Genomic DNA, 17170 nt, shown 5'->3' with positions numbered 1-17170 from the left:
GCGGCGATGCCAAGCCCGAACGCGGGGTCCAACCACCAGCCGCCGGGCCAAAGCCCCGAGATCGCCAGGCCGCTCAGCACCCCGCCGGCCTGGGCGGCGCACAGGAAGTTCTGCGTGCCTTCGCCCTCGGTGGCCTTCGAACCGTGCCGCGCGCCCAGTCGGTGGTTGGCCCGCCCGTGGATCGGCATCAGCACCAGGCCGATGGCCGTCAGCCCGATGCCGATCACCGAGGTCTGGGCGTGGTGCTGGTCGGTGAGGTCGCGGATGGATTCGGCCGCGATGTAGGGGGCGGTCAGCCAGAACGACACGGCCACACCGCGCTGGGCCCGCCGCTCGGCGGTCTGACAGAGCGCCCGCGCGCCGCTGAACCGCCAGATGACCATCGCGCTGGCCAACGCCTCGGCGCCGCCGCCCAGCGCCCACCCGGTCAGCGCGATCGACCCGACCGCCAGGCCCTGCCACAACCCGACCGCGCCCTCGACGAGCACCACGGCCAGGCTGACCCAGGCCAGCCGCCGCGCCCATTGCGCGCCGGCCCGCCACGCGACGTCGGGTGAGACCGGCGCCAGCTCGGCGATCGTCATCGTGTCCATCCGGCGATGCTAGAGGCCGAGCGGCCACCGCGCCCGACGCCCGACCGGCCGGAGATCGTATCGTTATTCCGGCTAACCAGTGGAGGGCAGAAGGGACGACATGGCGCGCAGCGACAACGACACCTGGGACCTGGCGACGAGCGTGGGAGCCACCGCCACCATGGTGGCCGCGGGACGCGCCCGGGCGACCCGCGATGCGCTCATCGACGACCGGTTCGCCGAGCCGCTGGTGCGCGCCGTCGGCGTCGACTTCTTCACCCGGTGGGCCAGCGGCGAGCTCGACTCCGCCGACGTCGACGTGCCGGGCGCCCCGTGGGGCATGCAGCGCATGACCGACATCCAGGCGGCCCGCACCCGCTACATCGACGCGTTCTTCTCCCAGGCGGGCAACGCGGGCATCCGCCAGGTGGTCATCCTGGCCTCGGGTCTGGACGCGCGCGCGTACCGGCTGTCGTGGGCGCCGGGCACGACGGTGTTCGAGATCGACCAGCCGCGGGTCATCGAGTTCAAGGCCGCCACGATCGCCGAACTCGGCGCCAAGCCCACCGCCGACGTGCGGGCCGCGCCGATCGACCTCCGCCACGACTGGCCGTCGGCGTTGCGACAGGCCGGGTTCGACACCGGCCGCCCGGCCGCGTGGGCCGCCGAGGGTCTGCTCGGCTTCCTGCCGGCCGACGCGCAGGATCGGTTGCTGGACAACGTCACCGCGCTCAGCGCCGACGGCAGCAGGCTGGTGGCCGAGGTCTTCGGAAATTCCGGGGCCAATCTGCAGGCGCTGAACGCAGCCACCCAGAAGTGGCAGGACAACGGTCTCGACGTCGAGCTGCAAAACCTCGGCTTCCCCGGCGAACGCAACGACGTGGCGACGTACCTTGAGCACCGCGGCTGGGACCCGGCGCGCACACCACTGAACCAGATGTTGCGCGACAACGGATTACCGCTGCAGTCGAGCGAATCCGACGCGCCCTTCTCCAACAACTACTACTGCACCGCGGTGCTGCGCCGGGCAACTTAGAGAAAGGCCGCACATGCCAGACAGCAAGCCCGCCAAACCACTTGACGGGTTCCGGGTGCTCGACTTCACCCAGAACATCGCCGGGCCGCTGGCCGGACAGGTGCTGGCCGACCTGGGCGCCGACGTGATCAAGGTCGAGGCGCCCGGCGGCGAGGCGGCCCGGCACATCACCGCGGTCCTGCCGGGACGGCCACCGCTGCCCACGCTGTTTCTGCCCCACAACCGGGGCAAGAAGTCCGTGGCGGTGGACCTGACCAGCGACGAGAGCAAACAGCAGATCCTGCGGCTCGTCGACACCGCCGACGTTGTGCTGGAAGGGTTTCGGCCCGGGGTCATGGAACGGATGGGCCTGGGCCCCGACGAGCTGCGGTCGCGGAACCCCAAGCTGATCTACGCGCGGCTGTCGGCCTACGGCGGGAACGGCCCGCACGGCAGCAGACCGGGCGTCGACCTGATGGTCGCCGCCGAGTCGGGCATGACCACCGGGATGCCCACGCCGACCGGCAAACCGCAGATCATCCCGTTCCAGCTCGTCGACGCCGCGAGCGGTCACGTGCTGGCCCAGGCGGTGCTGGCCGCGCTGCTCAACCGCGAGCGCCACGGGGTGGCCGACGTCGTCCGGGTCGCGATGTACGACGTCGCCGTCGGGCTGCAGGCCAGCCAGCTCACCATCCACCTCAACAAGCCGAGCGAGGCCCCCAAACCGGACGCAGAGCCAAATGCCAAGAAGCGCAAGGGAGTCGGCTTCGCCACCCAGCCATCGGACGCGTTCAAAGCCGCCGACGGCTACCTCGTGATCAGCGCGTACGTGCCCAAGCACTGGGCGAAGCTGTGCGAGATCATCGGCCGCCCGGACCTGCTGACCGACGGGCGGTTCATCGACCAGCGCGCGCGGGCGCTCAATTACCCGGAGCTGACCGAGGAGCTTCAGGCGGCGCTGGCGGCCAAGACCGCGGCCGAATGGGTCGAGCTGCTGCAGGAAGGCGGCCTGATGGCCTGTCACGCCTACACCTGGAAGCAGGTCGTCAGCACGCCGCTGTTCGCCGAGAACGAGCTCGCCCTTCGGATTGGCGGCGGCGACAGCGACGATAACGCCATCACGGTCGTCCGCATGCCGGCGCGCTACTCGAGCTTCGACGCCGCGGCCACCGATCCCCCACCCGCCGTGGGCCAGCACAACGAGGAGTTTCTCACCGCGCCGGAGCCCGCGTCATAAACCGGCCCGCCGCCTACAGACCCGGGAGCCGCACGACCTGAACGAAGAACTCGTCGATCTGCCGGACGGCGCTCATGAACTGGTCGAGGTCGACCGGCTTGGTGACGTAGGCGTTGGCGTGCAGTTGGTAGCTGCGCAGGATCTCCTGCTCCGCCGAGGAGGTGGTGAGCACGACGACCGGTATGCGGGCCAGGTCCGGGTCGGACTTGACCTTCTCCAGCAGCTGCCGGCCGTCGTATTTCGGCGGGCGCGGCGCGTCCTGAAATCGGCCGCGCCGGTAGAGGAAGTCCAAGCCCTCCTCCCCGTCGTGTGCGACGTGCAGATTGTTCTTGAGCTTGTTGTGCTCGAACGCTTCTCGAGTGATGAGCTCGTCGCCCGGATCGTCCTCGACGAGCAGGATTTCGATTGCTCTACCGGCCGACGTCATCGTGGCCTCCTTCCGTGGGAATGGGCAGGGCGAACTGCAGCCGCGTTCCGTCGGTGTAGGACGTGTCGACCCAGATGGCGCCGCCGTGCTGCTCGACGATCTTCTTGCACAACGCGAGGCCGACGCCCGTTCCGGAGTACACCTCCCGGCCGTGCAGCCGCTGGAAGATGACGAAGACCTTCTCGGCGAATTCTTCCGCGATGCCAATGCCGTTGTCCGACACGGACAATAGCCACTCGTCGTGATCGCCGGTGCGCCGTTCGCAGTCGATGACGACGCGGGGGCGGCGGTCCTTGTGCCGGAACTTCACGGCGTTGCCGATCAGGTTCTGCCACAGCATGGTCAGCAGCGTGGGATCCCCGATGATCCGCGGCAGCGGCTGCCGCGGATGCACGATCTCGGCATCCGCCTCCTCGAGGGCGGCAGCGAGGTTCGTCAGGCCGGCGTCCAGCGCCGTGCCGAGGTCGACCTCGGTTTGCGGGGTGCCGACCCGACCGACGCGGGAGAAGGTGAGCAGGTCGTTGATCAGCACCTGCATGCGCTTGGCCCCGTCGACCACGAATCCGATGTATTCGATTCCGCGCTCGTCGAGCTTGTCGCCGTAACGCTTTTCGAGTAGCTGGCAGAACGAGGCCACCTTGCGCAGCGGTTCCTGCAGGTCGTGCGACGCGACGTAGGCAAACTGCTCGAGTTCGGCGTTCGAACGCCGCAATTCAAGGGCCTGCTCATCCAAAAGCGTTCGGGCCGAATGCGATACGTCGAGCTCCTCGACGATCCGCTTCCGCATGTTCTCGACGTCGATCGCCATGCCCCGAATGTCCTTGGGCCGTCTGGGAGGTGCGATGGTCTCACCGAAGTTGCCCATCGTGATGCGCCGGCACGCCGCGGCCAACGCCGCCAGCGGGAGGGTGACCGCGTCGCGCATCAAGAGCCCAAGCGAGGCGGCCGTGCCGAAGAACAGCAGCACCATCGCCCCAAGTACCCTGTCCCGCCAGGCATCGGTGTGCTGGATATCGTCGGCCGCACTCGCCGAGGCCGCGGCCACGTTGGCGTTCTGCCTGTCGAAAAGCGCGCGCAGGTGGTCGAATTCGGCCTTGCCCCGTTCCGTCGCGGGTCGGTTCGTGACATTCCTGGAGTCCGGGGCCACGCTCGCGATCGCCGGCTCGGCATAGTTCGTCCGCCAGTTGGCGGCGGCCTTCTCGATCGCGTCCAGGTCGGCGATCAGGTCCGCGCGCTGACCCAACCGTCGCCGGATGTCGTCGGCCGCCTCCTGTTCGGCGTGTTCGCCGTCGTAATAGGGGGTGAGGAACTGCCGATCCGCGGTGATCAGGTAGCCACGGACGCCCGTTTCCTGGTCCCGCAACGCCGACTGCAGCTGAAAGGCCGCCACCCGCGCCGGCTGGGTGTCGTCGGTCAGTCCGCGTGAGATCTCGTCGGTGCGGTGCAGCAACAGTCCACCGATCACCGCACCCGCGAGCACCATCACGCCCATGGTCGACAGCAGCAGCGCCTGCCAGCCACGCACGGTGAGCTGCGACAGGCGCGGCGGGCGGAAGGCGGGGGTCACCGCGTCGTCCGCTCGACGCGCAGCACGGCGATGTCATCGGTGAGCCCGCCGCGCGGCTGGGCGAGTTCCTGGGCGCCGTCGATGAGCGCGTCGACGAACTGAAGACCGGGCAGATGCGCGTGCGTCCGGGCCAGCGCGAGCAGGCCGTCCTCCCCGAGGCGTCGGGCGCCCTGCCCCGAATATCCCTCGAAGAGCCCGTCGGTCAGCAGCAGCAGTCCCTGGCCCGCGGGCAATTGCAGCTCGTGCTGCGGCCAGTCGTCGTTGCGCAGGCCCAGCGCAGGCCCGGCCGGCGGCTCGATCCACTCCACCCCGGCGCCGCTTTGCAGCAACATGCCGGGATGCCCCGCGCGGATGGCGGTGATGCCCGTGCCATCGGGGTGGATTTGCAGGCTGAGCACCGTCGCGAAGATCCCGATGCCGGTTCGTTCGGACTGCAGGACGCGCTCGAGCTGCTGCAGCAGTTCGACCCCGTGCACGCCGGCGAAGGTGAGCGCGCGAAACGCGATGCGCAACGCCGCGCCCAGGGCCGCCTCGTGGGGTCCGTGGCCGGCGACGTCGCCGATCAGGACGTGGACGACGCGGTCGGTCGTCTGGATGACGTCGTAGAAGTCCCCGCACAACAGCGCGTCCTCACGGCTCGGCCGGTACCGGGCGACGATGTCAACGCCGGGTTCGTCGAGGAGCAGCGGAGAGGGCAACAAACCGCGTTCCAGCAGCGCGTTCTCGCGGGCCCGAAGCCGGCTGGCGTGCAGGTCGGCGGAAATGAGCTCGGCCCGTTTGCGCTCGATCGCGTAAAGCAGCGCGCGCCGCAGCATTTCGGGTTCGACGCGCCCCTTGACGAGGTAGTCCTGCGCCCCGGCGGCGACCGCGGAAGCCCCGAAGTATTCGTCGTTCAGCCCGGTCAGCACCACGATGGGAACGGTGGCGTCGCGCCTGGCGATGCGGTCGAGGGCGTCCATCCCGCTGGCGTCGGGCAGGTTCAGGTCCAGCAGCACGCAATCGGGCCGGGCCGATGCGAGCTCGCGCTCCGCGTGCGCCATCGACCGCGCCCAGATCACCCGGATGTCGGCGACCGCGTCCGCGATCAGGTCTTCCACGAGCACCGCGTCCGCGCGGTCGTCCTCGACCAACAGCAACGACAACGACTGCCACTGCGCCGCCGGGGTGACTGAAGAACGCACGGGCATCAATTCCCGGCCGCGGGTCGGCGCCCACCGGAAGCCACGCTTTGCACTGGGACCCCCTACAGCCCGAATGGTTGCCGTGGGAAATCCTAATCAGCGCAAGAGCGCCCGCGACATCACCACCCGCTGAATCTGGTTGGTGCCCTCGTAGATCTGGGTGATCTTGGCGTCGCGCATCATCCGCTCGACCGGGAAGTCGGTGGTGTAGCCGGCGCCGCCGAAGAGTTGCACGGCGTCGGTGGTCACGTCCATCGCGACGTCGGAGGCGAAGCACTTCGACGCGGCGGAGATGAAGCCGAGGTTGGATTCTCCGCGCTCCGCGCGGGCCGCCGCCTGGTACACCAACATCCGCGCGGCTTCGACCTTCATCGCCATGTCGGCCAACATGAACTGCACGGCCTGGAAGCTGCTGATCGACTCCCCGAACTGCTTCCGGTCCTTGGTGTAGGCGATCGCGGCGTCCACCGCGCCCTGCGCGATGCCGACGGCCTGGGCGCCGATGGTGGGGCGGGTATGGTCCAGCGTGGCCAGCGCGGTCTTGAAGCCGGTGCCGGGCTCGCCGATGATCCGGTCGCCCGGGATGCGGCAGTTCTCGAAGTACAGCTCGGTGGTCGGCGAGCCCTTGATCCCGAGCTTGCGTTCCTTGGGACCGACGCTGAATCCCTCGTCGTCCTTGTGCACCATGAACGACGAGATGCCGTTGGCGCCCTTGTCCGGGTCGGTCACTGCCATCACCGTGTACCAGCTCGACTTGCCGCCGTTGGTGATCCAGCATTTGGCGCCGTTGAGGATCCAGTCGTCGCCGTCGGCCTTGGCGCGGGTCCGCATCGACGCCGCGTCGCTGCCGGCCTCGCGCTCGGACAGCGCGTAGGACGCCATCGCGCTGCCGTCGGCGAGGGAGGGCAGCACCTGCTTCTTCAGCTCCTCGGAGCCGCGCAGGATCAGGCCCATGGTGCCCAGCTTGTTCACCGCCGGAATCAGCGACGCCGAAGCGTCCACCCGGGCGACCTCTTCGATCACGATGCACGCCGCCACGGAGTCCGCGCCCTGCCCGCCGTACTCCTCCGGCACGTGCACGGCGTTGAAGCCCGAGGCGTTCAGCGCTTCCAGCGCCTCCTGCGGGAACCGGGCGTTCTCGTCCACGTCGGCCGCGTGCGGGGCGATCTCCTTCTCCGCCAACGCGCGGATCGCCGCCCGCAGCTCCCGGTGCTCCTCGGGCAGTTGGAACAAATCAAACGACGGGTTTCCGGCCCATCCAGCCATCTTTCGGCCTCCTTGCACTCTGCCGGACTGCCGGCTCCTCCTCGGGCCACGCGGCCCATCGTCGTCCGGCTACTGGCCGGTAACTTTACCCTGACGCTCCTGCAGCGCCGCATCCTTGGCGTGCACGGTCTCGGCCAGCTGCTCGTTGAAAGCGACGATCCGCGCCCGCAGCGCCGCGTCCGAAGAGGCCAGGATGCGCACCGCGAGCAGGCCCGCGTTGCGGGCGCCGCCGATGGAGACGGTGGCCACCGGAACACCGGCCGGCATCTGCACGATCGACAGCAGGGAGTCGAGGCCGTCCAGCCGGGCCAGCGGCACCGGCACCCCGATCACCGGCAGCGGCGTCGCGGAGGCGACCATTCCGGGCAGATGGGCGGCGCCGCCGGCGCCGGCGATGATCACCTCCAGGCCGCGCTCGGCCGCGGTGCGGGCGTAGTCGAACATCACCTGCGGCGTGCGGTGCGCCGAGACCACCCGGACCTCGGCCGGGATGTCGAACTCGGCCAGCGCCTCGGCGGCGTCGGCCATCACCGACCAGTCGCTGTCGCTGCCCATGATGACGCCGACGCGCGATTTGGCCCGTCTGGACTGCTCAGCCATGTGGGTCCCATCCGTCCGTCCACTGCCCGTGTGACAACCAGTGTGCCGCCAGCTCGGCGCGTCCACGCAGCGTGGCCAGCTCCGTGAGGTCCGCGCCCAGAAAGTTGATGTGCCCGACCTTGCGGCCGGGTCGTTCGGCCTTGCCGTACAGGTGAACCCGGGCGTCGGGCATCCGCGCGAGCAAGTGGTGCAGGCGCTCATCGATGGTCATCACAGGCGGCTGCGGGGCGCCCAGCACGTTCGCCATCACGGTCACCGGCGCGATGGCGTCGGTGTCACCGAGCGGGTAGTCCAGCACCGCGCGCAGGTGCTGTTCGAACTGGCTGGTGCGCGCCCCGTCCATGGTCCAGTGCCCGGAGTTGTGTGGCCGCATCGCGAGCTCGTTGACGAGCAGCGCACCATCCGTCTTCTCGAACAGCTCGACCGCCAGCACGCCGACGACGCCCAGTTCGGCGGCCAACCGCAACGCCAGCTGCTGGGCCGCCGACGCCACATCGTCGGGCAAGTCCGGCGCGGGCGCGATCACCTGCACGCAGATCCCGTCCCGCTGCACCGTCTCCACGACCGGCCAGGCCGCCCCCTGGCCGAACGGCGAGCGCGCCACCAGCGCCGAGAGTTCGCGGCGCAATTCCACCCGCTCCTCGACCAGCACCGGCACCCCGGCCGCGAGGAACTCGCCGGCGATCTCGCGCGCCCGCGTCGGATCAGGCGCCATCCGCACGCCCCGGCCGTCGTAACCGCCGCGGACCGCCTTGACCACGACCGGGCCGTCGACCCCAGCGGCGAAGGCGTCCAGGTCGTCGAGGCTGCCGATCGCGGCGTAACGCGGCACCCGGGCACCCAGCGCCTCGAGGCGCCGGCGCATGACGAGCTTGTCCTGGGCATGCACCAGGGCCCGCGGCGGCGGTGCCACGTTGACGCCCTCGGCGACCAGCTTCTCCAGCAGCTCGGTCGGCACGTGCTCGTGGTCGAAGGTCAGCACGTCGGCCCCGGCCGCGACCCGGCGCAGGTCCTCGAGATCGGTGTGCGAGCCGATCACCACGTCCGGGGTGACCTGCGCGGCAGACTCGTCGGCGGCGGTCGCCAGCACCCGCAGCGTCTGCCCCAGCGCGATCGCGGCCTGATGGGTCATGCGGGCAAGCTGACCGCCGCCGACCATTGCGACCTGGGGGCACCTCCCGCTTGCGGGGGAGGGGGTGGCCTTCGGTGAGCGCGTACTCGGCACGGCCATCATGGTGTCACGGCGCACGGTCCGGTGTTGAAGCCCCGGTGAAGGCGTGTTGACCGGCCGAGACGGGAATCGTTTTGTGACATTTTGCGTCGTTTTCGCGTCCATCCGTACACTGACGTGTTGTGTCCTTCGCCGATGCCGTAATTACGCGCCTGCCCGGGGTCATTCAGCCGTATTTGCTACGCCATCATGAGCTGATCAAATTCGCGATCGTCGGCGGCACCACGTTCATCATCGACTCGGCAATTTTCTACACCTTGAAGCTGACCATCCTCGAACCCAAGCCGGTAACCGCCAAGGTGATCTCGGGCATCGTGGCGGTCATCGCCTCCTACGTCTTGAACCGGGAGTGGAGCTTCCGCGACCGCGGGGGCCGCGAGCGCCATCACGAGGCGTTGCTGTTCTTCGCCTTCAGCGGCGTGGGGGTGCTGCTCTCCATGGCGCCGCTGTGGTTCTCCCATTACGTCCTGCAGCTGCGGGTGCCTGCGGTGTCGCTGACTATGGAGAACATCACCGACTTCATCTCGGCCTACATCATCGGCAACCTGCTGCAGATGGCGTTCCGCTTCTGGGCCTTCCGGCGCTGGGTGTTCCCCGACGAGTTCGCCCGCAACCCCGACAAGGCGCTGGAATCCGCGCTTACCGCCGGCGGCTTCGCGGAGGTCTTGGAGGACGCCTACGAGGGCGGCTTGGACGACGGCAACGTCACCCTGTTGCGATCCTGGCGGAAAAAAGCGAGCCGGTTCGGTCAGCTCGGCGACTCCTCGGAACCCAGGGTGTCGAAAACCTCGTGATACAGCAGCGCGTGCACCTCGCGCAGGCGCGGAATGTTGTAGAACTCCAACGGGTCCTGTGACGCCGACTCGATGATCAGCGTTCCGGTGCGAAACATTCGCTCCGACAACCGGTCCCGGAACTCCACGCTGTTGATGCGCGCCAGCGGGATGTCGATCCCGCTGCGCGTCAGCACCCCGTGCCGAAACATCACCCGGCGGTTGGTGACGACGAAATGTGTGGTCAGCCAGCCCAGCAACGGCCACAGCGTGAGCCAGCCGACGATCACCAGCCAGACCCCCCAGATGACGCCGTAGATGATGTTCTTGGCGACCTGCTCCCAGTGCGTCGAGTTGAGGTAACCGGAACCGAACGCGGCCAGCGCGGTCGCCAGGACGAGAACCACGACGGGCCAGATCAAGCGCTTCCAGTGTGGGTGGCGGTGCAGGACGATCTGCTCGCCGGCGGCCAGGGCATTGTCCGGATAGCTCACGTGCCCGAAGCTACCGCAAATGCACCACGTCACCGGCCGAAACCACGACGGATTGGCCGCCCGCCTCCAGACACAACCTGCCCTGGTCGTCGACGGCGGTCGCGGTGCCGACGACCTCCTTGCCGCCGGGCAGCTGGGCGCGCACGGCGTGGCCGATGGTCAGGCTGCGCGCCCGGTAGTCGGCGGCCAGCGCCCAGTCGGCCCCGCGCGCGGCCCGCCAGGCCACGATGCGCCTGCCGAGCTCCGTCAGCACCGCGCAGACCAGCCGGCCGCGATCGGGCTCGGACACGCCGAGGTCGAACAGCGAGGTGGCGCCGGGCCCGTCCACCTCCTCGGGAGCCTGAGTCACGTTGAGCCCCAAGCCAATGACCACGACCGGGCGGGCCACCTCGGCGAGGATGCCCGCCAGCTTGCCCGGGGACTCCGGCGGACCGGCCAGCACGTCGTTGGGCCACTTGAGGCCCGCCCGCACCCCGGTCACGGCCAACACCGCGTCGACGATCGCCACGCCGGCGGCCAGCGACAGCCAGCCCCACCCCTCGGTCGGCACGTCGACGACGCTGACGCCCACCGACATCGTGATCTGGGCGCGCGGGCTGGCCGTCCATCCGCGTCCGTGGCGCCCGCGGCCGGCCGTCTGGTGCTCGGCGATCAGCACCCCCCCGGCGACGTCGGTCCCCGCCGCGGCGCGCGCCAACAGGTCGGCGTTGGTGGAGCCGGTGCGCTCGACGACGTCGAGCTGGCGCCAGCCCAGCCCGGTCCCGATCAGCTCGGCGCGCAGCGCGGCGGCGTCCAGTGGCGTCCTGAGCTGATCCCGGTCCAACTCGCATCTCCTTTCGAGCCCAGCCTAAACACCGCCGCGGGGGCTGCCGATAGCATCGAGTTCCATGACAAGCGTTACCTCCCGCTCGGACCATTCCGCAGAGCGGTCCAGCGAACACACCATCGACATCCACACCACCGCGGGCAAGCTGGCCGAACTGCACAAGCGGCGCGAACAGTCACTGCATCCGGTCGGTGAGACCGCCGTCGAGAAGGTGCACGCCAAGGGCAAGCTGACCGCCCGCGAGCGCATCTACGCGCTCCTGGACGAGGATTCGTTCGTCGAACTCGACGCCCTGGCCAGGCACCGCAGCAGCAACTTCGGCCTGGAATCCAACCGCCCGCTCGGCGACGGCGTCGTCACCGGCTACGGCACCATCGACGGCCGCGACGTGTGCATCTTCAGCCAGGACGCCACGGTGTTCGGCGGCAGCCTCGGCGAGGTGTACGGCGAGAAGATCGTCAAGGTCCAGGAACTGGCGATCAAGACCGGCCGCCCCCTGATCGGCATCAACGACGGCGCCGGCGCGCGCATCCAGGAGGGCGTCGTCTCGCTCGGCCTCTACAGCCGGATCTTCCGCAACAACATCCTGGCGTCCGGGGTCGTCCCGCAGATCTCGCTCATCATGGGCGCGGCCGCGGGTGGCCACGTCTACTCCCCCGCCCTGACCGACTTCGTCATCATGGTCGACCAGACCAGCCAGATGTTCATCACCGGCCCCGACGTCATCAAGACGGTGACCGGCGAGGACGTCACCATGGAGGAACTCGGCGGCGCCCACACCCACATGGCCAAGTCGGGCACGTTGCACTACGTCGCCTCCGGCGAGCAGGACGCCTTCGACTGGGTCCGCGACCTGCTGAGCTACCTCCCACCCAACAACGCCACCGACGCCCCCCGCTACCAAGCGGAGGCCCCGGCAGGGCCTATCGAGGACAACCTCACCGACGAGGACCTCGAGCTGGACACGCTGATCCCGGACTCGCCCAACCAGCCCTACGACATGCACGAGGTCATCACCCGGATTCTCGACGATGACGAATTCTTGGAGGTCCAGGGCGGTTACGCGCAGAACATCGTCGTCGGATTCGGCCGTGTCGACGGCCGGCCGGTCGGGATCGTGGCCAACCAGCCCACCCAGTTCGCCGGCTGCCTGGACATCAACGCCTCGGAGAAAGCCGCCCGGTTCGTGCGCACCTGCGACTGCTTCAACATCCCGATCGTCATGCTGGTCGACGTTCCGGGCTTCCTGCCGGGCACCGGCCAGGAGTACAACGGCATCATCCGCCGCGGCGCCAAGCTGCTGTTCGCCTACGGCGAGGCGACCGTACCCAAGATCACCGTCATCACCCGCAAGGCCTACGGCGGCGCCTACTGCGTCATGGGCTCCAAGGACATGGGCTGCGACGTCAACCTGGCCTGGCCGACCGCCCAGATCGCGGTGATGGGCGCCTCCGGCGCGGTCGGCTTCGTGTACCGCCAACAGCTGGCCGAGGCCGCCAAGAACGGCGAGGACGTGGACGCGCTGCGGCTGCAGTTGCAGCAGGAGTACGAGGACACGCTGGTCAACCCGTACGTCGCGGCCGAGCGGGGATACGTCGACGCGGTGATCCCGCCGTCGTACACCCGCGGCTACATCGGCACCGCGCTGCGCTTGCTGGAACGCAAGATCTCCCACCTGCCGCCCAAGAAGCACGGGAACATTCCGCTATGACAGACGAGCAGGCGCAACAGCCGCACGAGCCGCACATTCACATCCTCAAGGGCCGTCCCACCGACGCGGAGCTGGCCGCGCTGATGGTCGTGCTCGGCGGCGTGGGCGCCGCCTCCCCCGAACCCATCCAGCCCGAGCACACCCGCTGGGGGCTCGCGGTCGACCGGCTGCGCTACGCGATGTCGAACTTCCAGCGGCTCACCATGCAGCAAATGACGCACATGAGGCAGTGACCCGGCTGGTGCTGGGGTCGGCCTCACCCGGCCGCCTCAAGGTGCTGCGCCAGGCCGGCATCGAACCGGTGGTGGTGGTGTCCGGGGTCGACGAGGATCTGATCGCCGCGGGCCTGGGGCCCGACGCTTCGCCGGACGAGGTGGTCTGCGCGCTGGCCGCGGCCAAGGCCGAAGACGTCGCGGGCAGGCTCGATGGCACCATCGCGTCGGACTGCGTTGTCCTCGGCTGTGATTCGATGCTCTGCATCGACGGACGCCTGTGCGGTAAGCCGGGATCGGCCGACGCCGCCCTGAGCCAGTGGCGGCTGATCGGCGGTCGGTCGGGCCGGCTGCACACCGGGCACTGCCTGCTGCGGCTGCGTGCCGGCGCGGTAACCCACCGGGAAGTTCAATCAGCCCGTACCACAGTGCATTTCGGCGCGCCAGCCGACGCTGATCTGCGAGCCTACGTCGCCAACGGCGAACCACTGCAGGTGGCAGGAGGCTTCACCCTTGACGGGCTGGGCGGCTGGTTCGTCGACGGGATCGACGGCGATCCGTCAAACGTGATCGGCGTGAGCCTGCCGCTGCTGCGCTCCCTGCTGGGGCGGACCGGGCTGTCCGTGGCCGCGCTGTGGGCGGGTAACTAACGCCGAGCGTCGACTTGTTGGGCCGTCCGCCCACGAACCGCCGACAACAAGTCGACGTTGGGGCGGAGACGAAATGGTGTGATGAGTAGGCTTTGAGGTGTGTCATTACCCCCCGACCCAGACCCCTCCCTGACCGAATACGCCCACCCCGAACGACTGGTCACCGCCGATTGGCTGTCCGCCCACATGGGCACTCGCGGCCTGGCGATCGTCGAGTCCGACGAGGACGTGTTGCTCTACGACGTCGGCCACATTCCCGGCGCGGTCAAGATCGACTGGCACACCGACCTCAACGACCCGCGGGTCCGCGACTACATCAACGGCGAGCAGTTCGCCGAGTTGATGGACCGCAAGGGCATCGCCCGCGACGACACAGTGGTGATCTACGGCGACAAGAGCAACTGGTGGGCGGCCTACGCGTTGTGGGTCTTCACGCTGTTCGGCCACCCCGACGTGCGCCTGCTCAACGGTGGGCGCGACCTGTGGCTGGCCGAGCGCCGCGACACCACCCTGGACGTCCCGACCGAGACGTCGAGCGGCTACCCCGTCGTGCAGCGCAACGACGAGCCCATCCGCGCGTACAAGGACGACGTGCTGGCCATCCTCGGCGCCCAGCCGCTCATCGACGTACGCTCGCCGGACGAGTACACGGGCAAGCGCACCCACATGCCCGACTACCCGGAGGAGGGCGCGCTGCGGGCCGGGCACATCCCCACCGCCCGGTCGATCCCGTGGGGGAAGGCGGCCGACGAGAGCGGCCGATTCCGCGGCCGCGAGGAGCTCGAAGAGCTCTACGGCTTCCTGCAGCCGGACGACAAGACCGTCGTCTATTGCCGCATCGGCGAGCGGTCCAGCCACACCTGGTTCGTGCTCACGCACTTGCTGGGCAAGCCCGGGGTCCGCAACTACGACGGATCGTGGACCGAGTGGGGCAACACCGTGCGCGTGCCCATCGTCGCCGGCGAGCAGCCGGGAGCCGTTCCAGTCTGATGAGCATGCCCGCCCCGCTGGCCGAGGTGGTGTCCGACTTCGCCGAAGTCCAGGGCCAGGACAAGCTGACGCTGTTGCTGGAATTCGCGAACGACCTTCCGGCGCTGCCCTCCGACCTCGAAGAAACGGCGATGGAGCCGGTGCCCGAATGCCAGTCGCCGCTGTTCCTGCACGTCGATGCCAGCGACCGCAACCGGGTGCGGCTGCACTTCAGCGCGCCCGCCGAGGCGCCCACCACCCGGGGATTCGCGTCGATCCTGGCCGCCGGTCTGGACGAGCAACCCGCCGCCGACATCCTCGCGGTGCCCGAGGATTTCTACACCGATCTGGGCCTGGCCGCTCTGATCAGCCCGCTGCGGCTGCGCGGCATGTCGGCGATGCTCGCCCGCATCAAAAGGCGCCTGCGCGAGAGCGGTTGAGCGGAGCCGGGTAGTGCCGCTTACGGCGCGGCGCATAAACTTCCCGGGACAAGACTTGTAAGAAAATCTCTTAGAGACGAAGAGACATCCAGCCAAACAGGAGGCGAAGTGGCTAGTCACGCCAGCTCGAGGATCGCCAAGGTGCTCGTCGCCAATCGCGGTGAGATCGCCGTCCGGGTGATCCGCGCGGCCCGCGATGCGGGCCTGCCCAGCGTGGCGGTGTACGCGGAGCCCGACGCCGACGCGCCGCACGTGCGCCTGGCCGACGAGGCATTCGCCCTGGGTGGTCAAACCTCCGCGGAGTCCTACCTGGACTTCGGCAAGATCCTCGACGCGGCGGAGAAGTCCGGCGCCAACGCCATCCACCCCGGCTACGGATTCCTGTCCGAGAACGCCGACTTCGCCCAGGCGGTCATCGACGCCGGCCTGATCTGGATCGGCCCCAGCCCGCAGTCGATCCGCGACCTGGGCGACAAGGTCACCGCCCGCCACATCGCCGCCCGCGCCCAGGCCCCGCTGGTGCCCGGCACCCCCGACCCGGTCAAGGACGCCGACGAGGTGGTGGCCTTCGCCCAGGAGTACGGCGTGCCGATCGCGATCAAGGCCGCCTTCGGCGGCGGTGGCCGGGGCATGAAGGTGGCCCGCACCCTCGAGGAGATCCCCGAGCTGTTCGACTCCGCCACCCGCGAGGCCGTCGCGGCGTTCGGCCGCGGCGAATGCTTCGTCGAGCGGTACCTGGACAAGCCGCGCCACGTCGAGGCGCAGGTGATCGCCGACCAGCACGGCAACGTCGTCGTCGCCGGCACCCGCGACTGCTCGCTGCAGCGCCGCTTCCAGAAGCTGGTCGAGGAGGCGCCCGCGCCGTTCCTGACGGACGCGCAGCGCAAGGAGATCCACGAATCGGCCAAGCGGATCTGCAAAGAGGCGCACTACTACGGCGCGGGAACGGTCGAGTACCTCGTCGGCCAGGACGGCCTGATCTCCTTCCTGGAGGTCAACACCCGCCTCCAGGTCGAGCACCCCGTCACCGAGGAGACTGCGGGCATCGACCTGGTGTTGCAGCAGTTCAAGATCGCCAACGGCGAGAAGCTGGACCTCACCGAGGACCCCACCCCACGCGGGCATGCCATCGAGTTCCGGATCAACGGCGAGGACGCCGGCCGCAACTTCCTGCCCGCCCCGGGCCCCGTGACCAAGTTCCACCCGCCCGCCGGCCCGGGCGTGCGGATGGACTCCGGCGTGGAGACCGGCTCGGTGATCGGCGGCCAGTTCGACTCGATGCTGGCCAAGCTGATCGTGCACGGCGCCAACCGCTCCGAGGCGCTGGCGCGCGCCCGGCGCGCCCTGGACGAGTTCGAGGTCGAGGGACTGGCCACGGTCATCCCGTTCCACCGCGCCGTGGTGTCCGACCCGGCGTTCATCGGCGACGAGGACGGTTTCACGGTGCACACCCGCTGGATCGAGACCGAGTGGGACAACACCGTCGAACCCTTCACGGGCGGCGAGCCGCTCGACGAAGAGGACGCCCGGCCCCGGCAGAAGGTGGTCGTCGAGGTCGGCGGGCGCCGGCTCGAGGTGTCGCTGCCCGGTGACCTGGCGCTGGCAAACGGTTCCGCCGACCCGGCCGGGGTCATCAGGAAAAAGCCCAAGCCGCGCAAGCGCGGATCGCACGCGGGCGCTACGGCCTCCGGCGACGCGGTGACCGCGCCCATGCAGGGCACCGTGGTCAAGGTCGCGGTCGAGGAAGGCCAGGAGGTCGCCGTGGGCGACCTGGTGGTGGTCCTCGAGGCGATGAAGATGGAAAACCCGGTCACCGCGCACAAGGACGGCACCATCACCGGGCTCGCGGTCGAGGCCGGCGCGGCCATCACCCAGGGCACCGTGCTCGCCGAGATCAAGTAGCCGAACCGGCCCGACCTGCATCCCTGGGAAATGGTTAAGTAAACGTTGTCGGACCCGGCCCGTCGCGGGTATGGTTCGGGTCAGGTTGAGTTCACAG

At 69.2% G+C, this 17170-nt stretch carries 18 protein-coding genes; 9 read left to right on the top strand and 9 right to left on the bottom strand.

Annotated elements, in window-relative coordinates:
• A partial coding sequence (locus JWP83_RS28940) for a cation transporter (protein ID WP_297738459.1) occupies positions 1-584 on the bottom strand: 584 nt, incomplete at its 3' end.
• Positions 585-693: 109 nt separating this feature from the next.
• On the opposite strand from JWP83_RS28940, the gene JWP83_RS28935 reads away from it, so the two are divergent.
• Positions 694-1608: a class I SAM-dependent methyltransferase gene (locus tag JWP83_RS28935; protein WP_297738451.1), complete on the top strand. Its 915-nt coding sequence runs from the start codon at positions 694-696 to the stop codon at positions 1606-1608.
• A gap of 13 nt (positions 1609-1621) precedes the next feature.
• Entirely contained in the window at positions 1622-2824 is a 1203-nt protein-coding gene (locus tag JWP83_RS28930; RefSeq protein ID WP_297738449.1) for a CoA transferase, read from the top strand.
• A gap of 13 nt (positions 2825-2837) precedes the next feature.
• Here the strand turns inward: JWP83_RS28930 and JWP83_RS28925 are convergent, their stop codons facing one another.
• The 6 genes from JWP83_RS28925 to JWP83_RS28900 form a co-directional block, all read right to left on the bottom strand.
• Positions 2838-3251 carry a response regulator gene (locus tag JWP83_RS28925; RefSeq protein ID WP_297738447.1) on the bottom strand — a complete coding sequence of 138 codons (414 nt, stop codon included), beginning with the start codon at positions 3249-3251 and terminating at the stop codon, positions 2838-2840.
• Positions 3235-4743: a CHASE3 domain-containing protein gene (locus JWP83_RS28920; RefSeq protein ID WP_297738457.1), complete on the bottom strand. Its 1509-nt coding sequence runs from the start codon at positions 4741-4743 to the stop codon at positions 3235-3237. Before JWP83_RS28920 ends, JWP83_RS28925 begins: the two co-directional genes overlap by 17 nt.
• 71 nt (positions 4744-4814) lie before the next feature.
• A complete protein-coding gene (locus JWP83_RS28915) occupies positions 4815-6005 on the bottom strand; it encodes a SpoIIE family protein phosphatase (RefSeq protein ID WP_297738445.1) in 1191 nt (396 codons plus the stop codon).
• Positions 6006-6095: 90 nt separating this feature from the next.
• Positions 6096-7265, bottom strand: a complete 1170-nt coding sequence (locus tag JWP83_RS28910; protein ID WP_297738443.1) for an acyl-CoA dehydrogenase — start codon at positions 7263-7265, stop codon at positions 6096-6098.
• Positions 7266-7334: 69 nt separating this feature from the next.
• A complete protein-coding gene (purE, locus tag JWP83_RS28905; RefSeq protein ID WP_297738441.1) occupies positions 7335-7865 on the bottom strand; it encodes a 5-(carboxyamino)imidazole ribonucleotide mutase in 531 nt (176 codons plus the stop codon).
• Positions 7858-9099, bottom strand: a complete 1242-nt coding sequence (locus tag JWP83_RS28900) for a 5-(carboxyamino)imidazole ribonucleotide synthase (RefSeq protein WP_297738455.1) — start codon at positions 9097-9099, stop codon at positions 7858-7860. Before JWP83_RS28900 ends, purE begins: the two co-directional genes overlap by 8 nt.
• Positions 9100-9218: 119 nt before the next feature.
• On the opposite strand from JWP83_RS28900, the gene JWP83_RS28895 reads away from it, so the two are divergent.
• Positions 9219-9890 (top strand): GtrA family protein, encoded by a 672-nt coding sequence (locus JWP83_RS28895; RefSeq protein ID WP_297738439.1) that lies wholly within the window; start codon positions 9219-9221, stop codon positions 9888-9890.
• On the opposite strand, the gene JWP83_RS28890 is transcribed toward JWP83_RS28895, so the two are convergent.
• Entirely contained in the window at positions 9845-10363 is a 519-nt protein-coding gene (locus tag JWP83_RS28890) for a PH domain-containing protein (RefSeq protein WP_297738437.1), read from the bottom strand. The two genes, JWP83_RS28895 and JWP83_RS28890, sit on opposite strands and share 46 nt — an antisense overlap.
• 10 nt (positions 10364-10373) lie before the next feature.
• Positions 10374-11186 (bottom strand): biotin--[acetyl-CoA-carboxylase] ligase, encoded by an 813-nt coding sequence (locus JWP83_RS28885; RefSeq protein WP_297738435.1) that lies wholly within the window; start codon positions 11184-11186, stop codon positions 10374-10376.
• Positions 11187-11250: 64 nt separating this feature from the next.
• Between JWP83_RS28885 and JWP83_RS28880 the strand changes: the two genes are divergently transcribed.
• From JWP83_RS28880 to JWP83_RS28855, 6 genes are all read left to right on the top strand, one after another.
• Positions 11251-12900, top strand: coding sequence for an acyl-CoA carboxylase subunit beta (locus JWP83_RS28880; RefSeq protein WP_297738433.1), 1650 nt, complete (start codon positions 11251-11253; stop codon positions 12898-12900).
• Positions 12897-13133 (top strand): acyl-CoA carboxylase subunit epsilon, encoded by a 237-nt coding sequence (locus tag JWP83_RS28875; protein ID WP_297738430.1) that lies wholly within the window; start codon positions 12897-12899, stop codon positions 13131-13133. Before JWP83_RS28880 ends, JWP83_RS28875 begins: the two co-directional genes overlap by 4 nt.
• On the top strand, positions 13130-13762 hold the full coding sequence (locus tag JWP83_RS28870) for a nucleoside triphosphate pyrophosphatase (protein WP_297738428.1): 633 nt from the start codon (positions 13130-13132) through the stop codon (positions 13760-13762). Before JWP83_RS28875 ends, JWP83_RS28870 begins: the two co-directional genes overlap by 4 nt.
• Positions 13763-13861: 99 nt before the next feature.
• A complete protein-coding gene (locus tag JWP83_RS28865; protein WP_297738426.1) occupies positions 13862-14752 on the top strand; it encodes a sulfurtransferase in 891 nt (296 codons plus the stop codon).
• Positions 14752-15171: a SufE family protein gene (locus tag JWP83_RS28860; RefSeq protein WP_297738424.1), complete on the top strand. Its 420-nt coding sequence runs from the start codon at positions 14752-14754 to the stop codon at positions 15169-15171. The genes JWP83_RS28865 and JWP83_RS28860 overlap by 1 nt, the downstream gene beginning before the upstream one ends.
• A gap of 108 nt (positions 15172-15279) precedes the next feature.
• On the top strand, positions 15280-17073 hold the full coding sequence (locus tag JWP83_RS28855; RefSeq protein ID WP_297738422.1) for an acetyl/propionyl/methylcrotonyl-CoA carboxylase subunit alpha: 1794 nt from the start codon (positions 15280-15282) through the stop codon (positions 17071-17073).
• The last annotated feature ends 97 nt before the right edge of the window (positions 17074-17170 follow it).

Origin of the sequence: Mycobacterium sp., from assembly GCF_025965855.1 — a bacterium.
Classification (GTDB): Bacteria; Actinomycetota; Actinomycetes; order Mycobacteriales; family Mycobacteriaceae; genus Mycobacterium.
This window is presented reverse-complemented; position numbering and strand designations above follow the sequence as displayed.